A 12127-nucleotide genomic window follows, 5' to 3' on the forward strand; every position below is an offset into this window, starting at 1 on the left:
ATTCGGCCGCGTTGCGCGTTGAGCAGAATACACTGGCAACCAACAGTTGCGCAGAGATCATTTCGGAGGCATCTTGTAGAAAGGCGCACCAATTACCGGTGAAAGCATGTTTGAATTCGTCGATCCCGAAATAGGCTTTACTTCGAGTGTAATCCGAGACCCCAAGCGGTTTGTTGGACGGTCTGACCTCATTCAAAGCTGCATGAACGCCCTCAACGCCAGGGAAGGCGTGATTGCTGTCTATGGAAAGCGGGGTGTAGGAAAATCGTCGCTAGTGCGACAGATACAGCAAATGGCAAATGGCAATTACGACATCGCTCAAAAAGCTGGTCTCGCCCACCTCATCCCGAAGTCAGCTCGTCGCTATTACACGGTCTATTACGCCTGCGATTCCAACATAAACAACACGGACGACCTAATCCGAAGGCTTTGCAATGACACAGATCCAGAAGACGGACTGCTCCGGCTAGTACCAGACAGCGGTAAGGAATTAACCGAGTTCTCGCGCTCTGACGAGATATCCGGCGGAATGGATCTTAAACTCGTCAAATGGGGGGCAAAGGGTTCCGATTCCCAAAAGTATGCAAGCGTCGTCCCGAATGACACGATACAGTCTTTCCGAAATTTTGTGAGTGGATCCGTCGATGCTAACAATCGCATTTGGTCGAAACGCGATGGCGTGCTGATCCTGCTGGACGAGTTTGACGTAGTCGGCTCCAAATTTGGCATGGGGTCACTGATCAAATCGCTCACTTCCCCTACAGTAAAATTTGGCGTTTGCGGAATCGGAGCGGATATCGGCGCGCTGATAAAGGACCACAAATCGGTGGCCCGGCTCATCGAGCAAGGGGCGATACATGTCAAACCAATGAGCGGAGACGAGACGCGTCAAATCTTCACAACTGCGACTGAGCTATTCCGAGGGAAGGTCACTTTTGCGAAGTCAGTCGTGGACCACATCGTCGAATTGAGCGAGGGACTGCCCTATTTCGCACAGCTGATCGGAAAATCCTCAGTTCAGTACGGCAACGAAGTAGGAACAAACGACATCGACGCGAAGATCTTCGGTGAGGTACTTGGGAAGATCAGAGAAGGTAAGTCTTTCCCCAACCTGGAAGAACAGTACCAGCTAGCTATCGGCCGAGGTAAGGAACGCGCGATGCTACTGACGCTGCTCGCGGAACAGCAAGGGGAAGCTACATTGTATAATGATGAAGTCGGCCGCGTCGTGCTGCAAAGAACCCGAACGACTGCGCAAGGGTTGGGAATTGAATACATAGACCAACTCATGCCGCGACTAGTCGAGGAGCGATATGGTCCGGCACTCATCAAAGGTGAGCAACGCGGACATTACGAATTTTCCGACCCAGTTTTCCGAGCCTACGTCAAATTGCGCAAGCTCGATTAACTGAGCATCCAATGTTGCCTAAACAGCTTCCAGAGTTTGTTGAGCGGCTTTTTAAGATCTGGATTGGCACCGCCTGGGCTAAAGGTGCCTTAGTGCTCATAATCGGTGGCGTAGTTTCCATCAACGGCATCATCCAGTACGTCCTCTCGCCCCTCGCCGAGACATTCGGAATAAACATTTCTATTCCTGAAACACCGGCGTGGCTGAGCCTTACACTCATTCTTTTGGGGATCTTCGTCTTAGTTCTTTCGCGGGTAGTCCCTGAACAAGCAGAAGGAGTGCCCGCGGCGAGTCCACATGACGTCGAGTTATTGGCTAACTACCGCAAACTTGTGACCCGAGAGCTTATTACCTTCTTGACGAATCACAGCTTTAGGTTCCCCTATCGCTTCGAAAAATTAGCCCCACTCGAGAGACTTGCTGATGACTGGCGCGGTGCGCACTATCAATTTCTCGACGCTGACCTGCAAAAAGCATTGACGTCCGTTATAGGATCAGCGCGCGGCCTTTGTAACAAGCTCGATACCTCCATTTTCCCCGATCGTGGCAATCCCGGTTTCGGATCTCCGCTTACGGACATTGATAGGCAGCGGGGAATACAGCAGAATACGCGCGAGACCATTCGCCATCTGAATGCTCTGGCAAAAGGCGTCGCAACGACCGCAAACAAGTTTGAGGAATTGGCGCGCCAAAAACTCCCGATGTAACTCCCGGATTGCGGCACAGGCACTAAATTCTAGATCGATCCGCCTCGTCTCGCCGCGCCGAAGTGGTAAATCGCAGCCTCCTGGATTTCGGAGTCGAGGTTCTCGATCCGCTCGAGGCTCATCAACACCCCCGAAATTGCCTTTGCGCTCGCGCCCTTCCCTCCTAAACTCCCAACCGCACCGGCATCGGTTCCGACGGGCCCGATAGAAGCGGAGTCAAGTCATGCCCAAACCGGAAAGCTTCCCGATCGAGAATATCTTCGTTCCCACGAAGCAGAAGAAAGCCATCAGGCCCGACACCGTCGCGGAGATCGCTGAAAGCATCCTGGACATCGGACAACAGGCCCCGATTTCCGTTTGGCGCGACGGAGACCGCCTCGTTCTGGTCGAGGGACTGCATCGGTTAGAGGCCTGCAAGGCGCTCGGAGAGACGACCATTCTCGGAGTCCTCGTTACGGCCGAGCTTGCTCAACACAAGCCGCAGCTCGCCGAGCGACCCGAAGTCGAGGCCGAGCGCATCAAGATGGCACGATTGAAGCAGTTGCGCCTCGAGAAGGAAGCCGCGGAGGCGTCGACGGCTGCCTTGAAGGGCGTCAAGCAGGCGGAAGCGTCGCGCACCCGTCCAGCGAAGGGCGCCCGCGACAAGCCGAAGGCATCACCGGGCCGGACCGCGAAATCGCCACCAAAAACATTGTCGGCCTGGATCACACAGCAAAAAGGCAGCGGCGGCCGCTATTGATGGCCGGGATGACCTGCTTGGGGATTTTCACGTCAGCCGGCCTTGGCGCCAGCGCTCAAGTTCGGGGATCGGCATCACAACGCGTCGAGATCTGAAGCTCCATCAGCGCCATGCGCTGCAGGACGATTGGGTCTCGCTCGCCCTCCTTCGCGGTGCGGAGGATCGATTCCGCGATCGCCTGAACATGCGCGGATCCGACCGGGGCAGGCAGCGTCGCAACCGCCGCGTCCAGCGCAGCTTTCATCACCTCGATCGTTTCAGGCGAAAAGGATGCATTCGAAAAGTCCAGCATGGAGGCACCGATCCGGAGGTCACCGCGCGCCCGGGTCTTGCCGGCGCGCGATGTCGCTGCTTCAGCAGGGGTTACCAGCGCCGCCCCCAACTCCCGCGCCAGCTGCTTCCCCATCCACCGCCGCCGCGGAGCAGTCGGACGACGAGGAGCAGCAGGACCGCACCTATGGTGGCGTTGACGATGGCGCTGACGATTCCGCTGCCAAGATGCACGCCGAGCTGAGGCAACAGCCAGCTGCCGACAAACGCGCCGAGAATTCCGACAACGATATCACCGACGATCCCAAAGCCGGTGCCGCGGACGATCTGGCCCGCCAGCCAGCCGGCGACGAGACCTACAAACAGGATGACCAAAAGGCTTTCGCTCGACATGTGCATTTTGCAACCTCAATGGTTTGGTCCGAATGGCGGTTGATCTGCGCAAAGCTGGTCGACCAGGGGCGTCGGACGTTGGGGTCGTTGGCCGTGTCCCGCCGAGCTTTCCTTGCGGATCGCCAGGCCGAAGCCGCGGTCGATCCGGATGGCATTGCCGGGCTGTTCGGACAGTTTCCGGTTGGTACGCTCGGAGGATTCAGGCGCCGTGCCTGAGCAGCCCTGGCAAGGCGAATGCGGTCTTTTTGTCGCTGCAGGGAGTCAGGATCGACGTTCGATCCTGCTTGCGTACAGTATCGTTGGCTCAACATGCGCAAGGGCCAACGGTTCCTCCTGGCACAACTTATATTTGAATATGTTGATTGCGTCTAAGTCCACACCGGGAATGAGCTCGCGAACGTCACTGTTTTTCCGCTTGTACAGGCGTTTCCGATAAAGGCGCATCAATCGTCATTAAACCAGAAATAGAATCGGAACTTCGACTGGTCGAGCCCGTTTGCTCTCCATGGCTGACTCTCGTCGGCATCATACTCAATCGAATTGGAAAATCAGATGAAACATACTTTGATGGCTTCTGTCGCCGTTGCGGCCTTGCTTGCTGCGACCGGTGTTGCGATGGCTCAAGGCGGAGCAAAGGGTTCTGAGTCCCCTGCTGCCATTGCGCCGAAAGCTGACAGCGCGGCACCGATGAATGCGCCCGCACCCGCAGCAAAGGGCGCGCCCGATGCAAAGCAACTCGGCGACGCAAAGGTCGACGGCAAGCCGAAGGCCGCGGAGGGAATGGCCCCGGCGACCACGTCCAAGGACGTGAAGACTTCGGCACCCGAAACCAAGCCGACCGCCGACAGCAAGACGACCGGCGAGATGAAGGCCGATGGGAAGGCAAAGGCGACCGATTCCGCCACCACCTCGAAGGACCTGAAGACGCCAACCGCGGAGAGCAAGCCCACCGCGCCGGAAGGCAAGACGACCGGCAATGCCGCGACCGCCGCGGTCGCCGCGCCTCCCGCTGAAAAGCGCACCCAGATCACGACGGCCATCAAGCAGGAGAAGATAGAGGAAGTCACCAACGTGAACTTCAACGTGTCGATCGGCACCGTCGTCCCGGCAGGCGTTCGTTATCACGCGTTGCCGAGCCGCATCGTCGAAATCTATCCGGAGTGGCGCGGATACGAGTTCATCCTGGTGCGCGGCAGGTACGTCATCCTTCGTCCGCACACCCACGAGATCGTCTATATCATCGAGGGCTAAGCGCAATCCGACGGATCACGCACGAACAGAGAGGGCGGCCCACGGCCGCCCTTATTGTCGTTCCGCCCGAGGCGATCCACCAGGCCGTTCTCGCCTCGCCGCTCCGGAGCGATAGCCGCAATCCCAGCGATCGCGGCCATCTCTCCCTCACCGATCAACCCGCTCCTATCAGGCCGCCTTCGCCTGCTCGGGCGAGGCCGTCTCCATCGCGCGCATGTAGAGGTCGAGCAGGCTCTCGCGCTCGTCGCGCTCGTTCTTGTCTTCCTTGCGCAGCTTGATGATCTCCTTGAGGATCTTCACGTCAAAACCCTCGCCCTTGGCTTCCGCGAAGACTTCCTTCTTCTGCTCGCTCAACTCCTGCATCTCGCTGTCGAGGTTCTCGATCCGCTCGACGAAAGAACGGATCTTGCCGCCGGGAATGGTGATGTCGGACATGGTGCCTCCTTGCTGAATGAGGCCGTGAAAATGCCCGCAAAGAAATGACCAATGTGTTAACCGAGTTGCCGCACCCGATGCCATCGCGCCGCAGCGATACCCGGGACAGGCGGCCACCCCGAGCTATCTGGACCGGCGACTTCTTGCCCGTATGCCTCGACGATGCAGCGGCAAAATCTCACCACATGGCCGCCACGCAAGCGACAGCCCACAATCGCGATTTCAGCGCAAACGCGACGGAGGCTCGCGGCTTCATCGATATTCGGGAGCCATTTGCAATGTTGAGTGCGGTGGACAACAAGCCAAAGGGAAAATCCGGACGGCGCGGCGGCAAGAAGAAGGCCGGACATCGGACCGGGGCCGGCGAGCAACGCGCAAGTGCAGCGCATCAATTGCCGGATGCCCCGGCGGAGACCAGGCAAGAGACCGAGCACGAGACCGAGCAAGAGCCTGGCCGACAGATCAGTGCGGAGATACCTTCGGCTGCGGCCTTGCCGGACGAGGCTTCCGGGATGGAGCTAGCTGCAAGCCCGCCCGTCGCACCGGTCGAACCGTTCCAGGCCACCACGCAGGCGATTGCCGACGCCTATAGCGACTACATCAGGACCTCGCTTGAGCAAGCCTGGAATTTCCTGGGAAAGCTCGCGACGGCGCGTTCACCCGTCGAGGCCTTTGAGCTTCAGATGGCGTACGCGAAACAGGCGTGCGACTCGTTTGTCGCCGAATCCCAGAAGATCGCCGAGCTGCATGAACAATTGACCAGAGAAAGGGTCATGCATCTTGAGGGGTTCGTGGCCAGGCTCACCCAGACCACGCTCGAAATCCGCACGATACGTCACTGACGACGGGTGCACATTGCGGCGCCGCGGGATGTAGGGTGGGTTAGCTGGCGGTTGCGCGAAGCGCGGTCCGCCGGCGTAACCCACCACCCCTCCGCCGCCGAGATCAAAGAGGTGGGTTGCGCTACCCGACCTGCGCTTTGCGCCGTCGCGGAGCTAACTCACCCTACGCGCCTGAGGACCGCCGGGAGTTCAGTACCCGGACTTGGTGCCGGTGGTCGACCCGCCGCTCGCGCCCGTGGTTTGACCTGTGGTTTGTCCTGTAGTTCGTCCTGGAGCGTAGCTCGACGCGCCGGGGCTGGTTCTCTTCGAGGACTTCGCCTGCTGCTTCTTCTTATGTCCCGGAGCGTAGCTGGAAGCGCCCGGCTCGCCCTTCTGGGAACCCATTTGCTGCATCTCATGACCTGGCGTCTTGCTCGATACACCCTGAGCAAATACGGCCGGGGCTGTAGCCATGACAACAGCAGCCGAAAGCGCGATGATCATTGCTTTCATGTTGTCCTCCTCGAACAAGCCCCCTCGAAGGAAACGGAATGGACTAGCGCCCGTTCCCGTCAGCGAACGCTCATGGTGAGACCGGCGCTGCTCGACTGGTCCCTGTCGCCGCCGCAACGCGATGAACGTTTTTCGATCAGGATCGGTGCACGTCGTAGGAATACGGGGAAGCTGCTCCCGGCTGCTTCAGCACCAGAAGATTCCAAGCGATCGCACGACAGCGCCGTGTCGCGCATGGTGTGCCGAGCCCGCCATAATTTTTCCTTTGCACACGCGTTGTGTCTGATAGCAGCGAGACCTATTCTTCCCAAAAATCGGACTGCCTCCCATTGACGCCCGACCGGATGGAGAGCGCATCGGTGCCTGAGACGAACGACCCCAAACCCGATACCGACAAGCCTGATGCGGCCAAGCCTGAAACCGCCAAGCCGGACGAGGCGCGCGCCGACGGTGGGCTGGCGCGGGCCTACGACCGGATCAAGAGCGCAGAGGAAGACCTCGCGCGGCTGGACCGGCTGGTTTCTGGAATGGAACGGAGCAGCGAAGCCCCGCGGACCTTCCACGCAAGCGCCGCCTCGACGGCAGCCGCCACCTCGGCAAACAAGGCGCCGACGCCGGATGCCAGGGTTCTAAACACCAAGCCTCGCGATCACGGCCTGAGGGGAGACAGGGCGATGATGCGCGCTCTGGCTATTCTCGTGATGGCGATCGGCCTGCTCGGTGCCGCTGTCGCATCGCAATATGGCGACGAGGCGACATCGATCGGCAAGTCCATCATGGCGCGATGGGCTCCACCCGCGAGCGCACCCCCGCAAGCGACCGCCGCGGAAAGTCCGGAGCAGCCGGCGACGGTGCTGCTGGCGGCCGCGGATGAGCCGAGCCCGGTGCCTGCACCGCCGGGGCCTAAGGACGCGGAAAGCGCCCCGAAGCCCGGCGCCACGGCGGCCGAGCCGGCATCGTCCGAGCTCGCGCAATCGCTCAAGGCCATCACGAGCGAGCTTGCGAATATCAACGGCAAGCTCGAGCAGCTGAAGAGCCGCAGCGAGCAGACCCTGCGCGACCAGGCCGACACTATTCAACAGCTCAAGGCCGCGCAGGAGAAGGATGCGGCGGACAATGCGCGCCTCGCCGCGCAGGTCCAAGCGCTGCAAACGCAACTGAGCGCGTCATCGGCGCCATCCGCCTCTGCAGCCGCCAAGCCCGTCGTGCGCAGCGTGGTGAGCAACGACACGGCTGCGCGTGCCCGGGCGCACGTACCAGACGCCGCGCCACGACGGCCGAGGCCACCGCCGCGAGGCCCCTGGATGCCGCCGCGCTATATGGCCGACCCTTATTATTACGGCGATCCGGATTGGTGAGCCCGTTTCGCGAAGGCGCGCGATTTGAAGTGCCGTAGGGTGGGTTAGCCTGCGGCGGCGCGAAGCGCAGTCCGCTGGCGTACCCCGCCTCTTGATTTCCGCGGAGACAGACGTGGTGGGTTACGCTGCGCGAGCTGCGCCTTGCGCAGTCGCGCAGCTAACCCACCCTACGGACCTACGCTCCCCTCAGCGTATCTCGCTCATCGTCACCTTGGCCGCGATCCCCGTCAGCTCGGGCTCTTGCGGCGCAAGCTCCTCATCGGAAGGGCCGACCGAGACTTCAGCCATTCTGCGTTTGACCTGTTCGCAGGTCTTGCGAACGTCTTCGGTGAACAGCGCGCATTCTTCGATGCGCTTGAAGATCTTGCGTCCCTCTTCACGATAGCCTGCCGCCGTTTCTCGCATGAAGGCGATCGCATCATGAACCTGGGCCGTCAGCGCCTCGCATTTTTGCGCGGCGTCGATCAACTCGGTGCCCATGGCCTCGATCTCTTTTGCAGCGGACTCATAGTCGCGAATGACCGCTTCTGCACTGAGCGCACCGACCCGGGACACCCCCGCGGTGTGCTCGACGTAATCAGGCAGATTAACTGAAGTAATGGAGCTTCCCGACCGGATCGAAGTGATGTCCGCTTCGAGTTGGACCAAGTTCACTCCGTCGCGTCTGTGCAATTGTTCGACACTTGCCATGACTGTCCTCCCAATACGCGCAAAGAAACCCCAAGCAGCATTGGGTTTATTACGGGGATAAGTGCCGTTCTACCTCTATGTATTCTTGACAGTCTCCACTTTGCCACTTTTGCCCAATCGCCAACACTGCACGCAGAGATAACGAGCCAACAAACTTCAATCTATCCGTGTACCTGTTCGAAGTGCACTCCCCGCCGCATCGGCGCCGGGCCATGGCGGGCACGATTACGTTCCGGGGGAGCGACGGTCGTCGGCGTCGAAGGCATTCCCGACGGCGGCGGGCGCAGGCTCGCCCCGCCCTGCATCCGCAGCACGATGGCGGCCGGCATCGCCCGCCGCGAAAATATCGTGCACCAGCCCGAGCTTCCCCAGCCCCAGGATGATCAGCCCGTTGATGTCCACCTCGTACCAGGCGTGCGAGAGATACGCATCCCGCGGAAAGCGGTGATGGTTGTTGTGCAGCCCCTCGCCGAACGTCAGCAGCGTGGTCACCAGCTCGTTGGTGGTGCCGTCATGGGTCTCGAAGCGGCGGTAGCCCCAGCGGCCGTCGCTGTGACAGACCGAGTTGACCAGCGACGTTGCCATCGTCATCAGGTAGCTGCGGAACAGGCCTGAGAACAGGATGCAGCCGATCATCGTGCGCACGCCGCCGAAGGCGTAGCCGATGGCACCTGGAATGATCAGCGCTGACAGCGCGTACCAGTACCAGCGCGTCCTGGTGAAGAACATCGCGATCGGGTCGGCCAGGATGTCCTTGGCGTAGTAGCTGGCATCGGTGGTCTCGCGGTCCCACACCCAGCCGCCTTGCGCATGCGTCATGCCCTTGGCGAAGCTGGTATACGCGTTGCCGGAGCCGTCATAGTACGGGCTGTGCACGTCGCCGGGCCGGTCGGAGTGCAGATGGTGCCGCCGGTGGTTGCTCACCCATTTCAGGATCGAGCCCTGCACCGCCATGGTCGCGAGCGCGGCGAAGATCGTCCGCATCACCGGACCGCAGCGGAAGCTGCGGTGCACGAAATAGCGATGCATGAAGCCGATGCCGATCGTGGACATGATGAACGTGCCGGCGAAGACCGAAACCTCCACCCAGCCGATGCCCTGCCAGAACGCCCAGACCAGCGCGGCGATCGAGCCGCCGACCATGATCGCGAAGGAGATGTAGGAATCGCGAAACTTGGCGTCGACCAGCGGACCTTCGGTCAGCACGCCCGGCGGCATCTTCGGCTCCGAAAGCTGCTCGGACGCCACGCTCTCAACCACACTCATTCCAGCCGATCCATTTACACTGCATTTTTCTGCAGTGCAGCGTACAACCCCTGGTTATCTGAGGCAAGGACCCGAGCGGCCGTAGGAGCACGGGCCGGCGCACCCCACCCGTTTTCACGCGGATAGAGAATAGTGATCGTGACGAGCAGATGCACGTCGTGCATCTGCTCAGCTCACCCACCCTCACGCGCCGATCAGTTTCGCGTCGGTCGGTGCCTTCACCACCAATACGGCCAGCGCCATCCTTCATAGCGCACGTAGGACGGCACCAGGGGCGGGCCGTAGGGATCGACCCGGTCGTGCTCGGGGCGATAGCGATAGCGTGGCACGATGTTGTAATCCCACGGCGTCGGCCTCAGCACAGGCGCCGTGACGATGAGCCGCTCCTGCGGCGCGCGAACGACGACGGCTCTCCGCGTCCGGGCTTCGGCGTCCGAGGTTGCAAGGCCGCTCAGCACCAGGGCCGTTCCGAGCGCGCAGGCGACAGTCATCTTGGTCATGCGTTGGTCTCCTTCGCTTCAAGAGTGCAAAAGGATGCCAGGCGAGGCAAGCAAATTTCGCGCGAGGTGCGGACATAAGCGCTGTGAGCTTTGGCGCTCCGACCTCTCCCCCGTCATTGCGAGGAGCTCTTGCGACGAAGCAATCCTGAGTCCTTCCGCGGAAGGAGCCTGGATTGCTTCGCGGAGCCTGTCATCGGGCCGCGCTCCGCGCGGACCCGGTGGCTCGCAATGACGGCGAGTATGACGCAAGGGTGGTCTAGGTGCGCAACAGAACTCCCGGATGTCGGCACCTGCCTCTCACTCGCGCGCGCGGCGCAGGGCCTGATCCAGCTTGTGCCTCTGCTTGTCCCAGCGCTCCTTCTCCGCTTCGGCGCGCGCTTCAAGCGCGGCCCGCTCGGCTTCGATCGCCCCCGCCTTCGCTTCGTGCTCGCGTGTTGCCTTGTCGAGCGCTGCTTCCGCCGCGGCAACCGCCTTGTCGCGCCGGGCACGCTCCATGGCGCGGGCGGCCTCCTCCTTGGCACGCGCTGCCTCGCGGCGTCGCTCCTCCTTCTCGAAAGCTGCTGCGGCCTTGCGGGCGGCCGCATCATCGATTTCGCGGGATGCATGCCGGGCTGTCTTGGCGGGACGCTTCTTTGACGTCGGCTTGCTCTCGGCCTTGCTCTTGGACTTGCGCTTGGGCTTGGCCTCGCCCCCGCCGAGATCGGTGGGCAGCTCCGCGCTCTCGGTGAACGGGCCGTCCGAGCCGACCGGCCGCCTCAGCACCACGCCCGGCTTCGCCATGGTCGCGGCGACGACATCGGGATCGTCGGTCTCCCTGGCGACGCCCTGATGGAACAGATTGGAGCTGGCGCCCCAGGCAGCAAGCGCCGCCTTCATCGAGGGCGCGGCGATCGCCTGATCGTAGAAGCCGAGCGAGGTCTGGTAGGTCTTCAGCTTCTTTGCCATATCGCTCCGATGTCGGCGCAGCTTTCCGCGCGCGAGCGTAGCCCGGATCGAGCAAAACACAATCCGGGGTCGTGCGGCACGCTCGGCGCTGGACTACGCTTGCGCTCCATCGAGGCTACGAATCTTCAAGCAACGCGTCATAGCCTTGCGCGCTGAACGCCAATAGACAAAAACCGTGCCCGAACGGATCGGCCAGCATCGCGATCCGGCCATAGGGCGCATCGCTCGCAGGCACTTCCAGGATCGCCCCGGCAGCGAGCGCACGCGCGACAGCGGCGTCGACATCGTCGACGACGACGTCGATATGCATCGGCGTCCAGTGCCGCTCATAGCGGCGGCGGTCGCCGCCGGCGCCGATCGTGCCGGCCTGCTTGGTCAAGAGATACACCGGCGCGGGCCAGCCGTTGAGCTCGACGAAGTCGGCGCCGAAGCGGCGGCCGACCGAGAGGCCAAAGGCTTCGGTGTAGAAGGTCGTGGCTTTCGCCACGTCGGGAACGTCGATGTTGAGGAGGAAGCTCATGAGCGGCTCGTCGCAAGTTGAGGCGCGAGCGTAGCCCGGACGGAGCGCAAGCGTAATCCGGGATGGTGCCGCACCCGACGCCCCCGATCGCGTTCCACGATGGCATCATGCCATTGTTTTGCCCGACGGGTCAACTCTTGTTCGATTTTACCGAAGTCAGGAAAAACCCCGAGCAATTCCATACGGATGGCTACTGTGCATGGGGTTGTTTTCACAACACTTGCTTGAGTAGGCCCTCGATTGCCCCTCAGGCTCAGAATCGGCCGCGAGCACCTGCCAGCTTTTGCTTGCTTTCCCGGTTCCCGCCTCTA

16 protein-coding genes are annotated in these 12127 nt (G+C 61.3%); 7 read left to right on the top strand and 9 right to left on the bottom strand.

Translation table 11 applies throughout. The features are described from left to right. The first annotated feature begins 106 nt into the window (after positions 1–106). The 3 genes from ACM43_RS36165 (at position 107) to ACM43_RS36175 (ending at position 2854) form a co-directional block, all read left to right on the top strand. Positions 107–1408 carry an ATP-binding protein gene (locus tag ACM43_RS36165; protein WP_271546778.1) on the top strand — a complete coding sequence of 434 codons (1302 nt, stop codon included), beginning with the start codon at positions 107–109 and terminating at the stop codon, positions 1406–1408. Positions 1409–1419: 11 nt separating this feature from the next. Next, positions 1420–2115, top strand: a complete 696-nt coding sequence (locus ACM43_RS36170; RefSeq protein ID WP_271546780.1) for a hypothetical protein — start codon at positions 1420–1422, stop codon at positions 2113–2115. A 223-nt stretch (positions 2116–2338) separates the two neighbouring features. Then, positions 2339–2854, top strand: a complete 516-nt coding sequence (locus tag ACM43_RS36175) for a ParB N-terminal domain-containing protein (RefSeq protein WP_271546782.1) — start codon at positions 2339–2341, stop codon at positions 2852–2854. Between the two features lie 55 nt (positions 2855–2909). Here the strand turns inward: ACM43_RS36175 and ACM43_RS36180 are convergent, their stop codons facing one another. Then, positions 2910–3146 (bottom strand): hypothetical protein, encoded by a 237-nt coding sequence (locus tag ACM43_RS36180; RefSeq protein ID WP_271547264.1) that lies wholly within the window; start codon positions 3144–3146, stop codon positions 2910–2912. Between the two features lie 71 nt (positions 3147–3217). Further along, positions 3218–3463: a GlsB/YeaQ/YmgE family stress response membrane protein gene (locus ACM43_RS36185; protein WP_271547265.1), complete on the bottom strand. Its 246-nt coding sequence runs from the start codon at positions 3461–3463 to the stop codon at positions 3218–3220. Here ACM43_RS36185 and ACM43_RS36190 point away from each other — a divergent pair. Both ACM43_RS36190 and ACM43_RS36195 read left to right on the top strand, forming a co-directional pair. Beyond that, the gene (locus ACM43_RS36190; RefSeq protein ID WP_271547285.1) at positions 3353–3733 is read left to right on the top strand and encodes a hypothetical protein; all 381 of its coding nucleotides are present in this window, start codon (positions 3353–3355) and stop codon (positions 3731–3733) included. The two genes, ACM43_RS36185 and ACM43_RS36190, sit on opposite strands and share 111 nt — an antisense overlap. A gap of 336 nt (positions 3734–4069) precedes the next feature. Beyond that, positions 4070–4768, top strand: a complete 699-nt coding sequence (locus tag ACM43_RS36195; protein ID WP_271546784.1) for a DUF1236 domain-containing protein — start codon at positions 4070–4072, stop codon at positions 4766–4768. A 168-nt stretch (positions 4769–4936) separates the two neighbouring features. Here the strand turns inward: ACM43_RS36195 and ACM43_RS36200 are convergent, their stop codons facing one another. Beyond that, positions 4937–5203 (bottom strand): DUF2312 domain-containing protein, encoded by a 267-nt coding sequence (locus ACM43_RS36200; RefSeq protein ID WP_025575662.1) that lies wholly within the window; start codon positions 5201–5203, stop codon positions 4937–4939. A gap of 185 nt (positions 5204–5388) precedes the next feature. Here ACM43_RS36200 and ACM43_RS36205 point away from each other — a divergent pair, with 185 nt between their 5' ends. After that, on the top strand, positions 5389–6045 hold the full coding sequence (locus ACM43_RS36205; RefSeq protein ID WP_271546786.1) for a phasin family protein: 657 nt from the start codon (positions 5389–5391) through the stop codon (positions 6043–6045). Positions 6046–6234: 189 nt separating this feature from the next. On the opposite strand, the gene ACM43_RS36210 is transcribed toward ACM43_RS36205, so the two are convergent. Continuing rightward, entirely contained in the window at positions 6235–6537 is a 303-nt protein-coding gene (locus tag ACM43_RS36210; protein ID WP_271546788.1) for a hypothetical protein, read from the bottom strand. Between the two features lie 344 nt (positions 6538–6881). Here ACM43_RS36210 and ACM43_RS36215 point away from each other — a divergent pair, with 344 nt between their 5' ends. After that, a complete protein-coding gene (locus ACM43_RS36215) occupies positions 6882–7895 on the top strand; it encodes a hypothetical protein (RefSeq protein WP_271547266.1) in 1014 nt (337 codons plus the stop codon). 186 nt (positions 7896–8081) lie between these two features. Here the strand turns inward: ACM43_RS36215 and ACM43_RS36220 are convergent, their stop codons facing one another. The 5 genes from ACM43_RS36220 to ACM43_RS36240 form a co-directional block, all read right to left on the bottom strand. Next, positions 8082–8585, bottom strand: coding sequence for a hypothetical protein (locus ACM43_RS36220; protein ID WP_036033716.1), 504 nt, complete (start codon positions 8583–8585; stop codon positions 8082–8084). A gap of 225 nt (positions 8586–8810) precedes the next feature. After that, positions 8811–9851: an acyl-CoA desaturase gene (locus ACM43_RS36225; RefSeq protein WP_128261898.1), complete on the bottom strand. Its 1041-nt coding sequence runs from the start codon at positions 9849–9851 to the stop codon at positions 8811–8813. A 218-nt stretch (positions 9852–10069) separates the two neighbouring features. Further along, complete coding sequence (locus ACM43_RS36230) at positions 10070–10351, bottom strand: hypothetical protein (RefSeq protein ID WP_271546793.1); 282 nt, start codon at positions 10349–10351, stop codon at positions 10070–10072. Between the two features lie 297 nt (positions 10352–10648). Next, positions 10649–11296 (bottom strand): cell envelope biogenesis protein TolA, encoded by a 648-nt coding sequence (locus tag ACM43_RS36235; protein ID WP_271546795.1) that lies wholly within the window; start codon positions 11294–11296, stop codon positions 10649–10651. Between the two features lie 115 nt (positions 11297–11411). Next, the gene (locus tag ACM43_RS36240; RefSeq protein ID WP_157287472.1) at positions 11412–11816 is read right to left on the bottom strand and encodes a VOC family protein; all 405 of its coding nucleotides are present in this window, start codon (positions 11814–11816) and stop codon (positions 11412–11414) included. Between the last annotated feature and the right edge of the window lie 311 nt (positions 11817–12127).

Origin of the sequence: Bradyrhizobium sp. CCBAU 45321 (assembly GCF_028128975.1) — a bacterium.
GTDB classification, from domain to species: domain Bacteria; phylum Pseudomonadota; class Alphaproteobacteria; order Rhizobiales; family Xanthobacteraceae; genus Bradyrhizobium; species Bradyrhizobium yuanmingense.

Bases quoted from the DNA above. Each gene is read 5' to 3' on its own strand.
- ACM43_RS36225 (WP_128261898.1), bottom strand. From the start codon at position 9,851: ATGAGTGTGGTTGAGAGCGTGGCGTCCGAGCAGCTTTCGGAGCCGAAG.
- ACM43_RS36200 (WP_025575662.1), bottom strand. From the start codon at position 5,203: ATGTCCGACATCACCATTCCCGGCGGCAAGATCCGTTCTTTCGTCGAG.
- ACM43_RS36230 (WP_271546793.1), bottom strand. From the start codon at position 10,351: ATGACCAAGATGACTGTCGCCTGCGCGCTCGGAACGGCCCTGGTGCTG.
- ACM43_RS36175 (WP_271546782.1), top strand. From the start codon at position 2,339: ATGCCCAAACCGGAAAGCTTCCCGATCGAGAATATCTTCGTTCCCACG.
- ACM43_RS36240 (WP_157287472.1), bottom strand. From the start codon at position 11,816: ATGAGCTTCCTCCTCAACATCGACGTTCCCGACGTGGCGAAAGCCACG.
- ACM43_RS36205 (WP_271546786.1), top strand. From the start codon at position 5,389: ATGGCCGCCACGCAAGCGACAGCCCACAATCGCGATTTCAGCGCAAAC.
- ACM43_RS36190 (WP_271547285.1), top strand. From the start codon at position 3,353: ATGCACGCCGAGCTGAGGCAACAGCCAGCTGCCGACAAACGCGCCGAG.
- ACM43_RS36180 (WP_271547264.1), bottom strand. From the start codon at position 3,146: ATGCTGGACTTTTCGAATGCATCCTTTTCGCCTGAAACGATCGAGGTG.
- ACM43_RS36215 (WP_271547266.1), top strand. From the start codon at position 6,882: ATGGAGAGCGCATCGGTGCCTGAGACGAACGACCCCAAACCCGATACC.
- ACM43_RS36195 (WP_271546784.1), top strand. From the start codon at position 4,070: ATGAAACATACTTTGATGGCTTCTGTCGCCGTTGCGGCCTTGCTTGCT.
- ACM43_RS36220 (WP_036033716.1), bottom strand. From the start codon at position 8,585: ATGGCAAGTGTCGAACAATTGCACAGACGCGACGGAGTGAACTTGGTC.
- ACM43_RS36235 (WP_271546795.1), bottom strand. From the start codon at position 11,296: ATGGCAAAGAAGCTGAAGACCTACCAGACCTCGCTCGGCTTCTACGAT.
- ACM43_RS36165 (WP_271546778.1), top strand. From the start codon at position 107: ATGTTTGAATTCGTCGATCCCGAAATAGGCTTTACTTCGAGTGTAATC.
- ACM43_RS36210 (WP_271546788.1), bottom strand. From the start codon at position 6,537: ATGAAAGCAATGATCATCGCGCTTTCGGCTGCTGTTGTCATGGCTACA.
- ACM43_RS36170 (WP_271546780.1), top strand. From the start codon at position 1,420: ATGTTGCCTAAACAGCTTCCAGAGTTTGTTGAGCGGCTTTTTAAGATC.